This is a genomic window from Pseudohaliea sp. (assembly GCF_040217025.1).
Classification (GTDB): domain Bacteria; phylum Pseudomonadota; class Gammaproteobacteria; order Pseudomonadales; family Halieaceae; genus Pseudohaliea.
On the sequence record NZ_JAVJOA010000008.1, the window covers coordinates 875,862 to 889,120 of the forward strand.

14 protein-coding genes and 1 tRNA gene are annotated in these 13,259 nt (G+C 66.6%); 2 read left to right on the forward strand and 13 right to left on the reverse strand.

Annotated features, from left to right (window positions below; genetic code table 11):
- Positions 1-6: 6 nt before the first annotated feature.
- From RKE50_RS08230 to RKE50_RS08240, 3 genes are all read right to left on the reverse strand, one after another.
- Entirely contained in the window at positions 7-192 is a 186-nt protein-coding gene (locus tag RKE50_RS08230; protein ID WP_350035772.1) for a hypothetical protein, read from the reverse strand.
- A complete protein-coding gene (locus RKE50_RS08235) occupies positions 189-1,076 on the reverse strand; it encodes a VOC family protein (protein ID WP_350035774.1) in 888 nt (295 codons plus the stop codon). Before RKE50_RS08235 ends, RKE50_RS08230 begins: the two co-directional genes overlap by 4 nt.
- Before the next feature lie 23 nt (positions 1,077-1,099).
- Positions 1,100-1,176 (reverse strand) — tRNA-Arg (locus RKE50_RS08240).
- 130 nt (positions 1,177-1,306) lie between these two features.
- On the opposite strand from RKE50_RS08240, the gene RKE50_RS08245 reads away from it, so the two are divergent.
- On the forward strand, positions 1,307-2,428 hold the full coding sequence (locus RKE50_RS08245; RefSeq protein WP_350035776.1) for a PilT/PilU family type 4a pilus ATPase: 1,122 nt from the start codon (positions 1,307-1,309) through the stop codon (positions 2,426-2,428).
- Between the two features lie 48 nt (positions 2,429-2,476).
- On the opposite strand, the gene RKE50_RS08250 is transcribed toward RKE50_RS08245, so the two are convergent.
- From RKE50_RS08250 to RKE50_RS08270, 5 genes are all read right to left on the reverse strand, one after another.
- A complete protein-coding gene (locus tag RKE50_RS08250) occupies positions 2,477-3,484 on the reverse strand; it encodes a zinc-dependent alcohol dehydrogenase family protein (RefSeq protein ID WP_350035778.1) in 1,008 nt (335 codons plus the stop codon).
- A 51-nt stretch (positions 3,485-3,535) separates the two neighbouring features.
- Positions 3,536-4,816: an acetyl-CoA hydrolase/transferase family protein gene (locus RKE50_RS08255; protein WP_350035779.1), complete on the reverse strand. Its 1,281-nt coding sequence runs from the start codon at positions 4,814-4,816 to the stop codon at positions 3,536-3,538.
- A 79-nt stretch (positions 4,817-4,895) separates the two neighbouring features.
- Positions 4,896-5,333, reverse strand: coding sequence for a DUF3429 domain-containing protein (locus tag RKE50_RS08260; protein ID WP_350035781.1), 438 nt, complete (start codon positions 5,331-5,333; stop codon positions 4,896-4,898).
- Positions 5,327-5,887: a DUF3833 domain-containing protein gene (locus RKE50_RS08265; protein ID WP_350035783.1), complete on the reverse strand. Its 561-nt coding sequence runs from the start codon at positions 5,885-5,887 to the stop codon at positions 5,327-5,329. The genes RKE50_RS08260 and RKE50_RS08265 overlap by 7 nt, the downstream gene beginning before the upstream one ends.
- A 168-nt stretch (positions 5,888-6,055) precedes the next feature.
- Positions 6,056-6,436 (reverse strand): hypothetical protein, encoded by a 381-nt coding sequence (locus RKE50_RS08270; protein WP_350035784.1) that lies wholly within the window; start codon positions 6,434-6,436, stop codon positions 6,056-6,058.
- A 132-nt stretch (positions 6,437-6,568) separates the two neighbouring features.
- On the opposite strand from RKE50_RS08270, the gene RKE50_RS08275 reads away from it, so the two are divergent.
- The gene (locus RKE50_RS08275) at positions 6,569-7,825 is read left to right on the forward strand and encodes a cytochrome P450 (RefSeq protein ID WP_350035786.1); all 1,257 of its coding nucleotides are present in this window, start codon (positions 6,569-6,571) and stop codon (positions 7,823-7,825) included.
- 6 nt (positions 7,826-7,831) lie between these two features.
- On the opposite strand, the gene arsH is transcribed toward RKE50_RS08275, so the two are convergent.
- The 5 genes from arsH to RKE50_RS08300 form a co-directional block, all read right to left on the reverse strand.
- A complete protein-coding gene (arsH, locus tag RKE50_RS08280; RefSeq protein WP_350035788.1) occupies positions 7,832-8,545 on the reverse strand; it encodes an arsenical resistance protein ArsH in 714 nt (237 codons plus the stop codon).
- Complete coding sequence (gene arsB, locus RKE50_RS08285) at positions 8,542-9,576, reverse strand: ACR3 family arsenite efflux transporter (protein WP_350035790.1); 1,035 nt, start codon at positions 9,574-9,576, stop codon at positions 8,542-8,544. The genes arsH and arsB overlap by 4 nt, the downstream gene beginning before the upstream one ends.
- Positions 9,577-9,579: 3 nt before the next feature.
- The gene (locus RKE50_RS08290; RefSeq protein WP_350035792.1) at positions 9,580-10,071 is read right to left on the reverse strand and encodes an arsenate reductase ArsC; all 492 of its coding nucleotides are present in this window, start codon (positions 10,069-10,071) and stop codon (positions 9,580-9,582) included.
- Complete coding sequence (locus RKE50_RS08295) at positions 10,064-10,420, reverse strand: metalloregulator ArsR/SmtB family transcription factor (RefSeq protein WP_350035794.1); 357 nt, start codon at positions 10,418-10,420, stop codon at positions 10,064-10,066. Before RKE50_RS08295 ends, RKE50_RS08290 begins: the two co-directional genes overlap by 8 nt.
- Positions 10,421-10,532: 112 nt before the next feature.
- Positions 10,533-13,202 (reverse strand): TonB-dependent receptor domain-containing protein, encoded by a 2,670-nt coding sequence (locus tag RKE50_RS08300; protein ID WP_350035796.1) that lies wholly within the window; start codon positions 13,200-13,202, stop codon positions 10,533-10,535.
- Between the last annotated feature and the right edge of the window lie 57 nt (positions 13,203-13,259).

The following is a 13,259-nucleotide window of genomic DNA, read 5'->3' on the forward strand; positions in this document are numbered from 1 at the left end:
GGACCGCTAGCGGATCCGCCCGCCGATGCTGATGCTGCTGTGCATCCCGCTGCCCCAGCCGCCGTAACCGTAGTGGCTGTAACCGGTGGAGAAACCGACGCTGCCGTAGACCTGCGGGTCTTCACAGCCGGCCAGGCTGGCGCAGGCGGCCGCCAGCAGCAGTGCGGCGATGCGGCGTGCAAACGTCTTCATGGCAAACGCTCCGGTGCGGGTTCAAGGGGCCAGGTCTGTAGCGCGATGCCGGCGCCGGAGGGCCCCTGCAGCACGGCGAGGTAACCGCCGGCGGGGCGCGCCGTCGCCGGCTGCAGGACGCGCCCGCCGAGGTCTTCCACCCGCGTGAGGATGTCCTCAAGCGCGGCGAGATCGGCCACGCGCAGGTAGTTAACCCAGAGCGGCGCGCTGTCCGCCAACGGGTGTGGCCGAATGCCCGCCCGGGGCCGCCCGGCCGCCGAGAGCACGGTGTAATCCAGCTCGCCGGCGAGCGCCAGCGTCTCGGACTCGTAGGGCAACAGCCCGCGGTAGAAGGCGGCGGCCCCGGCCGTATCCACTGCCCAGAGCTCGTCCCAGAGAAAGCCCCCGGGTGCCGGCGGCTGCGACCGGTCCGGCGGGTCGCCCTCACCGGTCTCGAGCAGGGCAAACACGGCGCCCTCCGGGTCCGCCGCCACGGCGACGCGCCCGCGACGGCCGAGGGACGTGGGCGGCGTGAGCAGCCGGCCGCCGGCCGGCCCGACCGCGGCGGCAGCGGCCTCGATGTCGTCGACCGCGAGCAGCGCCACCCACTGCGAGATGTCCTCCTCCACCGGCAGCCGGCCCTGGTCGACCAGGCCGCCGATGGCCCGGCCATCGTGCCGGATGAGGCGGTAGTTAACCCCGGGGACGGGGTCGAAGGTCCAGCCGAAGAGTTCACCGTAGAAGCGCTCTGTGGCCTCCGGCGTGTCGGTAATGAGGTCGTGCCAGACGACCTTGCCCGGCAGCCGGTCGGCGCCGCCAGCAAGCGGCGGCAGGTCGTAGCTGGCCGGCGCGCAGGCGCCAAGGCACAGGACGAGCGGCAGGAACAGGTGGCGCGGTCGCAGCATGGAGCGCTTCCTCTGCAATGAGGTGGTCCGCCTGGCAAGATTCGAACTTGCGACCTGCCGCTTAGGAGGCGGCTGCTCTATCCTGCTGAGCTACAGGCGGAAAACCGGGATTATTTCCGCTGAGGGATGAGAGTACAAGGGCGCTTTAGCCGGACACAGGGCTGACAGCGTGCTTTTACCTGCCCGCCGCCGGTGCGATACTTCAGGAGTCCCGTCATGAGGATCACAGGATGTCGGATACGGATCTCGAGATTGCCCCCTACCTCGCCCTGATGGTGAACAAGGAAGGCGAGGACATGTACCTCCACGCCGGAGCGAAGATCCTCATCAAGGGACCCTTCGGCTTTGCCTGGATCGGCGAGCGTCTCGCCTCCGGCCAGGTCGACCGCATCTTCCGCTCCCTCACCTCGGACCGGAAGATCATGGAGTTCGAGGAAAACGGCGAAGTGGACTTCAGCGTCGGCGTGCCCAACCTCGGCCGCTTCCGGGCCGCCGCCTTCAAGCAGCGCGGCGAGACCTCGCTGGTCTTCCGCTACGTGCGCAACGAGATTCCCAGCGTCGAGGAGCTCGGCCTGCCCCTGGTACTGAACGACCTGGTCATGGAGAAGAACGGGCTGATCGTGGTGGTCGGCGCCACCGGCTCCGGCAAGTCCACCTCGCTCGCCGCCATGATCGACCACCGCAACACCAATGCCGCCGGCCACATCATCACGCTGGAGGACCCGATCGAATACCTGCACGAGCACAAGCGCTCCGTGGTGGCCCAGCGCGAGATCGGCGTCGACACGGAAAGCTTCAGCACGGGCATCCGCTCGGCCATGCGCTCGGCCCCGAACGTGATCCTCCTCGGTGAGATCCGGGACCTGGAGAGCATGGAGTACGCTCTCAAGTTCGCCAACACCGGGCACCTCTGTCTCACCACCCTGCACGCCAACAACGCCGTCTCGGCGCTGGAGCGCATGCTGACCTTCTTCCCGGCGGAGGACCAGGCCAACGAGACCATCCGCGTGGCCCAGAACCTGCGCGCCATCATCTCCCAGCGCCTCGTGCCTACCGTGGAGGGCGGCAAGTGCGCGGCCATGGAAGTCATGATCAACACGCCCCGCGTCCAGGACCTTATCACCAAGCAGGACCTCTCGGAGCTGCGCGACACCATGGCCCAGGGCGGCAAATACCAGATGCGCACCTTCGACCAGGCGCTTATCGAGCTCTACGAGAAAGGCAAGATCAGCGCCGAGACAGCCATCGAGTACGCCGATTCCAAGAACAACGTGTCGCTGCACATCCGCCTGAACAAGGGCGACGCCTTCGACAACATCGACCTCGAGCTCGACGAGATCGAGCGGAAGTAGGCGCCCCCGGCCGGGGGGCGCCCGGCCGGGGGCGCCGAGCCCCGCTGCTCAACCCATGGTGATACAGACCTTGCCGAAGTGCGCCTGGGCCTCCTGGTGCCGGAAGGCGGCGGCGAGGTCCTCAAGCGGGTAGCTGCTGTCGATCACCGGGTGCAGGTCCGCCGCCTCGATGGCCTTGACCATGTCGGCCTGGGCCTGCTGGCTGCCGACGGTGATGCCGGCCATGCGCGCGTTTTTCTGGAACATGGCCGCCAGGGGGAACTCCCCGGAGACCCCGGTGAGCACCCCGATCATGGCGATGCAGCCACCGAAGCCCACGGCCCGGACCGATTCGCCGATGGTGCCGGGGCCGCCGACTTCCACGACCAGCTCGACGCCGCGGCCCCCGGTGAGTTTCTCCACCGCCTTGCCCCACTTCGCTTCCCTGCGGTAGTTGATGAGATGCTCGGCGCCCAGGGCGCCCAGGCGCTCCAGCTTCTCGTCGGAGGAGGACGTGGCGATCACCCGGCAGCCGATCATCCGCGCGAACTGCAGCGCAAAGACGCTGACACCGCCGGATCCCTGCACGAGGACCCAGTCACCGGGCTTGAGCCGGGTCTCCACGAACAGCGCACGCCAGGCGGTGAGCGCCGCACAGGGCAGCGTGGCGGCCTCGGCGAAGTCCAGGTTGGCGGGCATGGGGCCGAAAGCCGCTTCGGCCATGGTTACGGAGCCGGCGGCAAAGCCATCGACGTGGTCACCGGGGACGCCGAGGAGCTTTTCCATGGTGGCCGTGCCGTCGAGCCAGCCGGGAAAGAAATGGCTCATGACCCGGTCACCGGCCTTGAAGCGGGTTACGCCCTCCCCCACGGCCGTGACGGTGCCCGCGCAGTCCGAGAGCGGCACGCGCCCCGGGGCCGTGGGGATGAGGCCGGTCACGACCACGTAGTCGTGGAAGTTCAGGGAACTGGCGGCGACCTCCACCTGCACCTCGCCCGGCCCGGGTGGCCGGGGCTCGGCCGTGTCCAGGGCGAGGCTGTCGAGGCCGGCGGGTTCACCAAGACGCATCACGTGCATGAAAGTCTCCTGCGTTCGTTACTCGAGGGTGCTCGGTCCCGGGGGATGGTCTCAGACGCTGAGCTTCAAGTCATCGCGTGCCTCGCGGGACAGGGCCTCGCGGAAATCCGGGTGGGCGATGGCAATCAGGTCGCGGGCGCGCTCGCGCAGCGAACGGCCACGCAACTCGGCGATACCGTACTCGGTGACCACGAAGTCCACCTGGGCCCGGGTGGTCACCACGCCGGCGCCCGCGGCGAGGCTCGAGACGAGGCGCGTCGACGCGCCGCCCCGGGCCGTGCTGGGCAGGGCGATGATGCTCTTGCCCTGCTCCGAGTAGGTCGCACCGAGGACGAAATCCACCTGGCCGCCTACGCCGGAATAGATACGGTGGCCGATGGAGTCGGCGCAGACCTGCCCGGTGAGGTCGATCTGCAGAGCGCTGTTGATGGAGGTGACCCGCGGGTTCTTGGCGATCACCGTGGGGTTATTGACGAACTCCACGTCGAGGAAGGCCACCTGCGGATTGTCGTGCACGAAGTCGTAGAGGGCGGCACTGCCCATGGCGAAGCTGGTCACGGTGCGGCCGCGGCCGATGCGCTTGGCGCTGTTGTCGATGACGCCGCTGTCGATGAGGGGCAGCACCCCGTCAGAGAACATCTCGGTATGGATGCCGAGGCGCCGGTGGTCGCCGAGGCAGCGCAGGGCCGCGTCCGGAATTGCGCCGATGCCCATCTGCAGGCAGGCGCCGTCCTCGACCAGCGAGGCGACGTTGGCACCGATGCGGCTCTCCACTTCCGTGGGCTTGCGGTCGCCCGCGGCGAGCAGCGGCTCGTCGGACTCGAAGGCCGTGTGAATCTGGCGCACGTTGAGGAAGCTGTCGCCGTGGGTGCGCGGCATGTTCGGGTTCACGTGAGCGATGATGCGACCCGCGACCTCGCAGGCGGCTGCCGTGGCTTCCACGGAGATGCCGAGCGAACAGTTGCCGTGGTGGTCCGGTGGCGACACCTGCACCAGGGCCGTGTCGACCCGCTGCTCGCCCTTGCGGAAGAGCTTGGGAAGCTCGGACAGGAACAGGGGGATGTAATCCGCTCGCCCCTGGTTGATCAGCTCCCGCGTCTGCTTGCCGGCGAAGAAGCAGCGGTGCCGCAGGTGGCCGTCGAGGGACGGATCGGTGACCGTATCGGCGTGCTCCAGATGCAGCTGCATGAGCGTCAGGTCGCTGCGCGAGCGGGCGTGTACGGCAAGGCCCTCCAGGAGCCGCTTCGGCGTCGCCGCCATGGAATGACACCAGATGAACTCGCCGGACTGAATCTCGTCTAGGGCCTCTTCCGCGCTATCTACCAGCCGCATGGCGCCGCGTACTCCTCGGGAGGACGGTGGGATGGCAATAGTCTAGGGTGCGCCGCGGGGACGCGCAATGCAGCGTTGCCTAGCCTGGGCGGATCGCGATCAGCCCGGCCAGGTAGACCAGGTGACAGGCGCCAGCGACGAGCGTGAGCCGCGTGCGCAGGCGGCGGTACCAATCCGCCGGCAGCGTATTGCGCTCGTACCAGAGCTGGGTGAGATGCCCGAGCAGGAGAAGCAGCGCGGCGAGCACCGGCTGTGCCGTCAGGAAGGCGAGGACCGCGAAGATCACCACGCCGTTGCTGACCAGGATGCGCGGCGTGCGCTCGCCCAGGGCGACCTGGGGGGCGGACCCCCAGAGCGTTCCGGCGAGAAAGCAGAGGATCGCGAGGGAGTAGACCAGGAAGCCCTGTTGCGCGAACGCGTGCGGGTAGTCCCGGAGGACCCAGACGCCGCCGGCGCCGGCGATGAACGGGATGAGCCCCGCGTAGCCCAGGCTGCTCGCGAGGCGCTGGTTCACCATCCCGCGGCGTCCCCGAGGCGGCGGATCACCAGGGTAAGCTCACCGACGCGGAAACCGAACTTGCGCAGCTCGGACTCATTGAGCAGCGTCTGTTCGTCGATGAGATACATGCGGTCGTCGATGACGACATCGATGGTGCCGTCACCCCGAGGCACGCGCAGCACGTAGTCGAGGAACATGGCATTACCGGCCACGGTCAGTTCGCCCTCCCCGACCACGTCGCCGGCGGTGCCCCGGTAGCGGCCCGGCCCCGTGGGTGTCAGGGTCCAGACCCGCCGGTCCGTCTCGCCGTCGTCGAAGACGAAATCCTCTTCGAGCGTGCCCACGCCATCCTCCCAGTAGGCCTTGATGCTGGCCCGGAAGCGCCGCGTGACCTCGCCGCCGCGGTTCTTGAGCATGCCATAGGCGACCAGGTCGCCGTCGAAGAAGCGTTCCGGCACGAGCGCCGGGGTCTCGCCGGCGTAATCCTCGACGGTGACTGAGCTGCAGCCTTGCAGCGCAAGGCCGAGGGTGGTGAACAGAGTCATGAGCGGGCCGGCGATGATGCTGCGCATGAAGGGTCCTCCCGGTCGAAATGCGGCACTACACGCAGTAAAAAAGCCCGGCCGCGAGGGCCGGGCCAGTAACCATCTGGGGGAAGAGATGGTTCAGGGGGTGGCGGGAAATGCCCCGCCGTAAATTCCTACGATGCAATGGGTGGAGCGGATCAGCGGCGCGGCCGTTCAGAGCTCGTAATTGCTGACCACGAGCCCGGAGCAGGCCTGGCTCTGGTTGAAGGCCCGGAGGCGCTCGCTTACCAGGCCCTCGTTCCCGTCGGGGATGCCGAACATGAGGCCGTCGAAGTAGCCGAGGGCCTTGGCGTAGATCACATCGCCCTGGCTGTCGTCGAAACGCTCGAGGGCGCCGTCGAGGAGCGTGTTGAAATCTTCTTCCCCCAGGTAGCCGAGGGCGTCCTGGGCGAGGATGCAGGTCACTTCCCGCGCCGCGACGAATTCGTCGGGGCCGAGAGACAGCGCTCGCGCACCCTCGGCGAGGCACAGGCCGAGCGTCAGGGCAGCGATGGGGGCCAGCGCGCGGCCCCGGAAAAGGCTGGAATTCTTCATGGCGCGCACTCTACGCCATGAAGGTGACAGATTTATGACAGTTTCGGGTCAGGAATCATCGCCGGATGACCCCGCCGCGGCGCTGGCCTACACTCTGGCAGACCCCGGTGAACTGGAGCCAGGAGCATAAGAATGAACGCACCGATCCCCGAGCACGATCCCGCCCAGGTCGACGTCGACCCCTACAGCCTGCCGCTGGATGCCATCGACGTTGCCAATCCCTACCTGTTTGCCGCGGACAAGCACTGGCCCTGGTTCCAGCGGCTGCGCGACGAGGCACCCGTGCACTACTGCGCCGACAGTGCCTTCGGCCCCTACTGGTCGGTGACCCGCTACGACGACATCATGCAGGTGGATACCTCCCACGAAATCTACTCCTCCGAACCCGCGATCACCATCCGCGACGCCGAGGACGACTTCCCGCTGCCCATGTTCATCGCCATGGACCGGCCGCGGCACGACGAGCAGCGGGGTACCGTCAGCCCCGCCGTGGGCGTCAAGGCCCTCGCCGGCTTCGAGCCGATCATTCGCGAGCGCACCATCGACGTGCTGGAGTCGCTCCCGGTCGGAGACACCTTCAACTGGGTGGACCGGGTGTCCATCGAGCTGACCACGCGCATGCTCGCCACCCTCTTCGACTTCCCCTTCGAGGAGCGCCGCAAGCTCACGCACTGGTCCGACGTGGCCGTCGCGACGCCGGGCATGGGCCTTATCGACAGCGAGGAGGAGCGGCGCGAGCACATGCTCGATTGCCTGGTCTACTTCCAGGGGCTCTGGGAGGAGCGCGCGGCGGCCCCGGAAAAGAACGACTTCATCTCCATGCTCGCCCACGGCGAGTCCACCCGCGACATGTCGGCGGAAGAATACCTGGGCAACCTGCTGCTGCTCATCGTCGGCGGCAACGACACCACGCGCAGTACCATGAGCGCGAGCGTGCTCTGCCTGCACGACAACCCGGGGGAATTCGCAAAGCTCACCGCCGACACGTCGCTGATCCCCGCCATGGTATCCGAGACCATCCGCTGGCAGACGCCGCTCGCGCACATGCGCCGGCGGGCGAAGGTCGACACGGAGCTGGGCGGGCAGACGATCCGCGCCGGCGACAAGGTCGTGATGTGGTACGTCTCCGGCAACCGCGACGAGCGCAGGTTCGACGACCCGGGGGCCTTCCGCATCGAGCGCGAGAACGTGCGCAAGCACATCGCCTTCGGTTTCGGCATTCACCGCTGCATGGGCAACCGGCTGGCCGAGCTGCAGCTGCGCATCCTGTGGGAGGAAATCCTCGCCCGCTTCGAGCGCATCGAGGTCGTGGGCCCGCCGGTGCGCACGCCCTCGGTTTTCGTCAAGGGCTACACGGAACTGCCGGTCAGGGTCGTGCCGAAGAGCTAGCCGCCGCTACAGGCTGCGCTGGTTGACGCGCCGGGACAGCTCGTCGGCGCTCTCGACGCGTTCCGAGTAGCGGTCCGTCAGGTAACCCGAGACATCGCGGGTGAGGAGCGTGAACTTCACCAGTTCCTCCATGACGTCCACGATGCGGTTGTAGCAGGCCGAGGGCCTCATCCGGTCCTCGTCGTCGAATTCGAGGAAAGCTTTTGGAATCGACGACTGGTTCGGGATCGTCAGCATGCGCATCCAGCGACCGAGAATCCGCATCTGGTTTACGGCATTGAAGGACTGGGAACCGCCGGACACCTGCATCAGCGCCAGGGTCTTGCCCTGGGTGGGCCGCACAGCCCCGAGGCTGAGCGGGATCCAGTCGATCTGCGCCTTCATGATGCCGGTCATGGCCCCGTGCCGCTCCGGGCTGCTCCAGACCATGCCCTCGCTCCACGCCGCCAGCTCACGCAGCTCCTGCACCTTCGGATGGTCGTCATCGGCACCATCGGGCAGTGGCAGCCCCGCCGGGTCGAAGACACGGGTCTCCGCGCCGAGGCGGTGCAGGATGCGCTCGGCCTCGAGCAGGGCCAGCCGGCTGAAAGAGCGGGCGCGAAGAGAACCGTAGAGAAGCAGCAAGCGCGGCGGATGCGCTGACCGCGTCGCGCCGAAGAGGCGCTCGCCGTCGATGGCCGTAAACGCGTCAGCCTGCAGGTTCGGCAGCTCTGTATTCATGCGGCGGCCTCCGCGGCCGGGAACCAGTGCCGGGTCCGATTGGCAATGGCCACCAGGGAAAGCATGACCGGCACTTCCACCAGCACGCCGACAACAGTGGCAAGGGCCGCCCCTGACTGCAGGCCGAACAGGGAAATGGCCACAGCGACAGCGAGCTCGAAGAAGTTGGACGTGCCGATCATGCAGGCCGGGGCTGCAATGTTGTGCGGCAGGCGCAGGGCTTTCGCCGCCCCGTAAGCCAGCGCGAAGATGCCGTAGGTCTGCAGGAGCAGCGGGATGGCGATCAGGACGATGGCCAGCGGCTGGGCCAGGATCGTCTCCGCCTGGAAGCCGAAAAGCAGCACCACCGTGGCCAGGAGACCGGCGATGGAGATGGGCTTCAGCACCGCCAGGAAGTGATTCAGGCGCTCGTGGTTGTCGGCCGAATCGAGCCGGTGGCGCGTGAGCACGCCGGCGACGAGGGGCAGCACGACGTAGAGCACCACGGAGAGGAGCAGCGTCTCCCAGGGCACGGCCACATCGCTGACCCCGAGCAGGAACGCGGCGATGGGCGCGAAAGCGAAGACCATGATGAGGTCGTTCACCGATACCTGCACCAACGTGTAGTTGGCATCGCCCTTCGTCAGGTGGCTCCAGACAAAGACCATGGCGGTACAGGGGGCGACACCCAGCAGGATCATGCCCGCGATGTATTCGCCCGCTGTCTGCGGATCGACCAGGTCGGCGAAGATGACCCGGAAGAAAAGCCAGCCGAGCGCAGCCATGGTAAACGGCTTGATGAGCCAGTTCACGACCAGCGTGAGCGCCAGGCCCCGCGGCCGGCGGCCCACCTCGCGGATGGACGAGAAGTCCACCTGCACCATCATCGGGTAGATCATCACCCAGATGAACACGGCGACCGGCAGGTTGACCCGGGCGACCTCCAGGCTGGCGAAGAACTGGAACAGGCCGGGCGCGGCGTTGCCGAGCAGCACACCGGCGACGATGCAAAGCCCGACCCAGAGGCTCAGGTAGCGTTCGAAAAATCCCATGGCCTAGGCGCCCTCCTCCGCCAGTGACTCGAGCGCCGCGAGGAATGCGGCGCGGTTCATGTTGTCCAGACCGAGCGCGAGCAGGCGTTGGAGCCGGACCTCGATCGTCGCGATGACCGCGTCGAAGGCCGCGGCCTGCTCCGCCGCTGTGCCTTCCACCTTCGAGGGGTCCGGCAGACCCCAGTGCACCTTCGGAGCGCGGCCCATCCAGAGCGGGCACTGCTCCCCCGCCGCGCTGTCGCAGACGGTAATCACCGCATCCGGATCGAGCCCTGCAAAGGCATCCCAGGACTGGCTCTCGAGCCCGTCCGTGGGGATACCCCGGGCCTCCAGCGCGGCCAGCGTCGCGGGGTGCACGGCACCGGCGGGCTGACTGCCGGCGCTCTTTGCGCGCAGACGGCCGGCAGCGAGGTGATTGGTCAGCGCCTCGCAGAGAATGCTGCGACAGCGGTTGTGCGTGCACACGAAGAGCACGGTCTTTGCAGTGTCAGCCACAGGCAAGGGCTCCCCTTCCCGATGACCCGGGCAAACCCTTCGCGCACCCCAGTCGCTGCCGCATCGCGGCAAGGGCGGCAGACTCCGCCTCCACCGCCTGCTCGAGGACCGCCAGGGTCCAGGCCGGCAGCCCGGGATGCAGGCGGTAGTAGACCCACTGGCCACGGCGCTCGTCTGCCAGCAGTTCGCAGTGGCGCAGCTGGGCGAGGTGCCGGGAGACCTTGGGCTGGGATTGCTCGAGCGCGGCAACCAGCTCGCAGACGCAGAGTTCGCCCCGGTCGTGAAGCAGGAGCATTGCGTACAGCCGCGTGGGCTCCCCGAGGCAGTGAAAAAACCGGTGTGCGTTCATGGCATGACTCATCTGTCACGTGCCCGCAGTATATACGCTTATCCGTATATATGCATTCATCTGCACGAAAAAAAGGGCGGCCGGGCCGCCCTGGAAGTTGAGGACCTCTGCTTCAGAAATTAGCGCGGACGCCGAACGAGTAGGTCACGCCCAGGTCATACTTCTCGTAGATCTGGCCGCCCTGCGTCCACTCGATGGGCTCGTCGAAGATGTTCGCGGCCTTGAACTCGAGCTCGAAGTCCTGGTCCATGAACGACGACTCCCAGCGGAAAAGCAAGTCCACGCGTCCGCGGGCCTCCTGGATCACGTCCGGGGCGTTGATGGCGCCGACCAGGGCGATGTAGTCGCCGGTGTAGTTGTAGGCCAGGGAAGCAACGATCCCGCGGTACTCGTCCTCGTAGGAAAGCAGGATGTTGCCCAGCCAGTCCGCCTGGCCCGTCAGCGGACGCTCGTTGGCGAAGAGCCGGCCGATCTGCCGGCCCCCGGTGATCGGGACGTCGGCGGCCGTTTCCCCTTCGCCGAGCAGGACCACTTCCGAGTCGATGTAGGAGACGTTGGCCGACAGCACGAAATTGTCGTACCAGGCGTCGTTCCAGCTCTCGCTGTCCAGGTCGAACCAGTCGGAGAAGAGCAGTTCCTTGCGGAAGTCGTACTCCACGCCCGACAGCTCGGCTTCCTCGGCGTTGAACCAGGTGAAGATATCGTTCTGCGCCTGGATCAGGGCCTGCTCGATGGGATCGGTGAACTCCTTGTAGAACAGGCCCAGCGACATGCTGTCCGCCGCGCCGAAGTACCATTCCCAGCGGAAATCGTAGTTGGTGAGCTCCGCCTGCTCCAGGAACACGTTGCCGCGGTAGAGCTGGAAGTTCTCCGGGTTACGGATTGTCGTACCGGTGATCTCGAGCAGGCTGGGCCGGTTGACCGTCTCGGACCAGGCCAGGCGCACCTGCATGTTCTCGATGAACTCGTAGGTCAGCGAGGCTGCGGGCAGCCAGTCCTGGTACTCCTGCTCAACCGCATTTTCCGTGCCCGGTTCCGTGTTGCCACCCCAGGCATCGGCGAAAAGGAGCACGTCCTCGTAGCGCACACCGCCCTGGAGCCGCAGTCGATCCGTGAGCTGCGCATCGAACTGGGCGTAATAGGCCTCGTTCTCTTCGCCGGACTCGGCGAACGGGAAGATCCCGGCTGCATTGGCTGCACCGGCCGAGAAATCCCGTACCTCGACCCAGTCGTTCTGGAAGTTGCGCAGGTCGAACAGCTGCGTCGGGTACTGCAGCGCGACAAAATCGGGCGCGCTGTTGGTCAGGTCGAAACGGAATAGCCGCTCTTCGCTTTCCCGGGTACGCTCGTAGTAGCCCGCACCGAAGTTGAAGGAAACGTCTACCCCGCCCAGCATCACCGGAACCTTGAAGTCGAAGCCGTAATCGCTGAGCGAGTCATCGAGGCGGGCGTAGTTCCGCTCGGGCGCCTGGAACACCACGCGCAGGTCACCGGCCGCCTGCCGGCTCGGGGTCACCACCTCGTCGAGGCCGTCGCGGTTCTCCGCATAGGTGTAGGTGCGCGTATCCGGCGCGTCCCGGTAGGCAGACCCATCGACAAGGCGCCAGGTGAACTCCGCATCGTTGAGCGCTTCGATGAAATGCTCACCGGCCAGCTGCCAAGTCTCGATCTCGTTCTCGGTCCACTGCAGGCGGACGTTTTCCACCGGCGTTGCGTCGGCAGTGACGTCGTCCTCGCTCGACAGGCCTTTCGCCAGCTGCGTCTCGTCGTCAGTCTGCCGCATGAGCGTGTAGGTCAGCGAGACCGAGTTGTTGTAGTCGAACTCGTAGCCGACCGTCGCGAAGGCATTGAGACCCACCCGGCGGCGGGTGGTGAACTGCTCGTAATCCACGGTCTGGTTGGAGCCACCGTCGACGCCGGTGAACTCGTAGCGGCGGTAATCGGTGCTCCGGTTGAGCCAGTTGTTGCTGTACTTGACCGAGCCGATGAAACCCAGCGCGGACTCCTCACCGATTTCCCGGCGGAAGCCGAGCTCGGCCTCGGCACCCATGTTGGGCTCCATGGTCTTCTCGAGCAGATCCCAGTTGTTGTAGAAGCTCGCACCGAGCGCAGCTCGCTCGGGGTACTCGGTAGCCTCGAACTCCTCGCTGGTGAGCTGCTGCACATTCAGGGGAATTTCGCGGGTGCCGTCGTCGTAGCCCGAGCCATCCCACTGGCCACCGCTGTAGTGCAGGCCGTCGCCGTCGGTGGTCTCGCTGTTGCCGCCGAGCGAGAGCTTGATGTTGGCGAAGTTCTCCTGCGGCGTGCTCTTCGTGCGGATATCGATGACACCGCCGCTGAAGTCGCCCGGATACTGCGCCGAGTAGGTCTTCTGGACCAGCAGGCTCTCGACGATCTTGTTCGGCACGATGTCCAGCGGTACCGTCTTCTGGAACGGGACCGGGCTCGACAGGCGGGTCGCGTTCAACAGCGTCGATGAGTAACGCTCGCCGAGACCGCGCACATAGACGTACTTGCCGCCGACGAGGCTGAGGCCGGTCACCCGGGAGAGGGAAACACCGACGCTCGTTTCCCCGAGCTTCGACAGGTCCTCGACGTCGAGGATATTGGAAATCTCGGACGTATCACGCTTCTCGTCCGGGATGAACTCGCCGAGGACGAAGACTTCCTCGATCTGCCCGGGCGGGGCGATCGCTGGAGCTTCCTCCTGGGCACGGGCCGAGCCGGTCATCGCCGCTACGGCACCGGCTACGGACAGCACGAGGGTTTTACGTTTCATCATCACTCTTTCGCCTGTTCCATGCGCGGGCCAGCAGCCTGCGCGGTAGGAGGGATGGGC

What these genes read in the sequence shown, in the direction of transcription:
- RKE50_RS08275 (WP_350035786.1), top strand. Translation starts at nt 6,569, where the DNA reads ATGAACGCACCGATCCCCGAGCACGATCCCGCCCAGGTCGACGTCGAC.
- RKE50_RS08270 (WP_350035784.1), bottom strand. Translation starts at nt 6,436, where the DNA reads ATGAAGAATTCCAGCCTTTTCCGGGGCCGCGCGCTGGCCCCCATCGCT.
- arsB (WP_350035790.1), bottom strand. Translation starts at nt 9,576, where the DNA reads ATGGGATTTTTCGAACGCTACCTGAGCCTCTGGGTCGGGCTTTGCATC.
- arsH (WP_350035788.1), bottom strand. Translation starts at nt 8,545, where the DNA reads ATGAATACAGAGCTGCCGAACCTGCAGGCTGACGCGTTTACGGCCATC.
- RKE50_RS08300 (WP_350035796.1), bottom strand. Translation starts at nt 13,202, where the DNA reads ATGATGAAACGTAAAACCCTCGTGCTGTCCGTAGCCGGTGCCGTAGCG.
- RKE50_RS08255 (WP_350035779.1), bottom strand. Translation starts at nt 4,816, where the DNA reads ATGCGGCTGGTAGATAGCGCGGAAGAGGCCCTAGACGAGATTCAGTCC.
- RKE50_RS08265 (WP_350035783.1), bottom strand. Translation starts at nt 5,887, where the DNA reads ATGCGCAGCATCATCGCCGGCCCGCTCATGACTCTGTTCACCACCCTC.
- RKE50_RS08230 (WP_350035772.1), bottom strand. Translation starts at nt 192, where the DNA reads ATGAAGACGTTTGCACGCCGCATCGCCGCACTGCTGCTGGCGGCCGCC.
- RKE50_RS08250 (WP_350035778.1), bottom strand. Translation starts at nt 3,484, where the DNA reads ATGCACGTGATGCGTCTTGGTGAACCCGCCGGCCTCGACAGCCTCGCC.
- RKE50_RS08295 (WP_350035794.1), bottom strand. Translation starts at nt 10,420, where the DNA reads ATGAACGCACACCGGTTTTTTCACTGCCTCGGGGAGCCCACGCGGCTG.
- RKE50_RS08245 (WP_350035776.1), top strand. Translation starts at nt 1,307, where the DNA reads ATGTCGGATACGGATCTCGAGATTGCCCCCTACCTCGCCCTGATGGTG.
- RKE50_RS08260 (WP_350035781.1), bottom strand. Translation starts at nt 5,333, where the DNA reads ATGGTGAACCAGCGCCTCGCGAGCAGCCTGGGCTACGCGGGGCTCATC.
- RKE50_RS08235 (WP_350035774.1), bottom strand. Translation starts at nt 1,076, where the DNA reads ATGCTGCGACCGCGCCACCTGTTCCTGCCGCTCGTCCTGTGCCTTGGC.